This is a genomic window from Streptomyces griseicoloratus, assembly GCF_014534645.1.
GTDB lineage: Bacteria > Actinomycetota > Actinomycetes > Streptomycetales > Streptomycetaceae > Streptomyces > Streptomyces griseicoloratus.
The window spans coordinates 1-1480 of the sequence record NZ_JACVQF010000048.1 but is presented as its reverse complement, the minus strand read 5'-3'; the positions used below and the strand labels follow the sequence as shown (position 1 = coordinate 1480).

1 protein-coding gene is annotated in these 1480 nt (G+C 70.1%); it reads left to right on the top strand.

The genetic code is table 11. The annotated features are described in order from the left end of the window. Window positions 1-195: 195 nt before the first annotated feature. On the top strand, window positions 196-1480 hold a 1285-nt coding region (locus H0H10_RS01630; protein WP_188178969.1), incomplete at its 3' end, for an N-acetylmuramoyl-L-alanine amidase.

The window sequence follows — 1480 nt, the reverse complement described above, 5'->3', positions numbered from 1 at the left end:
CAACGGGACCAACGCCTTCGTCGACGGCCGCAAATGGCACGACTTCTTCGGCATCCGCGGCGAAACCAGCCTCTGAGCCGGGCCCGCATCCACCATTCGACAACGCAGGGGGAGTTCTTGTCTTCACACCCACGCGTCCCGGCACGCGCCAGAACGCGCGCGGCCGTGCTCGGCGCAGTCCTCGCGCCGGCGCTCATGCTGACCGGCCAGGCAGGTGCTCTGGAGGCCGACCGCCCGGCAGGCGCGGCGCACGCCTCCGTCTCGGCCGTGAACGACGCGTTCGCGACCGCGGCCAGGGAATACGACGTCCCGCGGGATCTGCTCGTCGCCGTCGGCTACGGGGAGACCCATCTCGACGACCATGATGGCAAGCCGAGTTCGGCCAACGGCTACGGGGTGATGCATCTCGTCAGCAACCCGGAGCACCGGACGCTGGACAAGGCGGCCGAGCTGACCGGGCTGCCGGCCGCCGAGCTGAAAGGCGACACGGACGCCAACGTACGCGGCGCGGCCGCGGTGCTGAGGGCCTACGCCGACGGGCTCGGCCTGGACGCCGCCGAACGCGACCGGATCGGGGAGTGGTACCCCGTCGTCGCCGAGTACGGCGGTTCGGACCAGGCACGCACGGCCCGGCTCTACGCCGACACCGTCTACGGCCTCCTCGCCAAGGGGCTGGCCCAGAAGGTGCGGGGCGGGGAGCGCGTCACCGTGAGGCCGCGGAAGGCCGACCCGGAGCGCGGCGCGTACGAGAAGGTGCGCCCGCTCGGGATGTCCACCGGCGACGGCGAGACGGCCGAGGCCGGTGTGCTCAGCGCCGACTACGGGCCGGCGCACTGGGTACCCGCGCACCCGAACAACTACCAGGCCGGGCGTTCGGCACGGATCGACAAGGTTGTCATCCATGTCACACAGGGTTCCTACGCAGGCTCCATCAGCTGGTTCCAGAACGGATCCGCCGGTGTGAGCGCGCACTACGTGATCCGCTCCTCCGACGGTGACGTCACCCAGACGGTGCGGGACGCGGACACCGCCTACCACGTCCGCAGCGCCAACGCGTCGGCGCTCGGGATCGAGCACGAGGGATACGTCGACAACGCGTCATGGTTCACCGACGCCATGTACCGCTCGTCCGCCGCGCTGACCCGGCACCTGTGCGACCGGCACGGCATCCCGAAGGACCGCGCCCACATCCTCGGCCACAATGAGGTGCCCGGCAACGACCACACCGATCCGGGTCCGCACTGGAACTGGAACTACTACATGCAGCTCGTCACCAGCGGCGGCGGTGACATGCTGGGTGGTTCGCCCACCGACTTCACGGGTGACGGCAAGGACGACATCGTCACCTTCACCCACGACGACGAGGCCGACGTCTATGTCGCCCCGTCCACGGGCAGCGAGTTCGGCGGCGCCAGGGTCTGGCACGACTTCTTCGCCCCGGGCGGCGAGACCCCGCTGAGCGGTGACTTCAACGGCGACG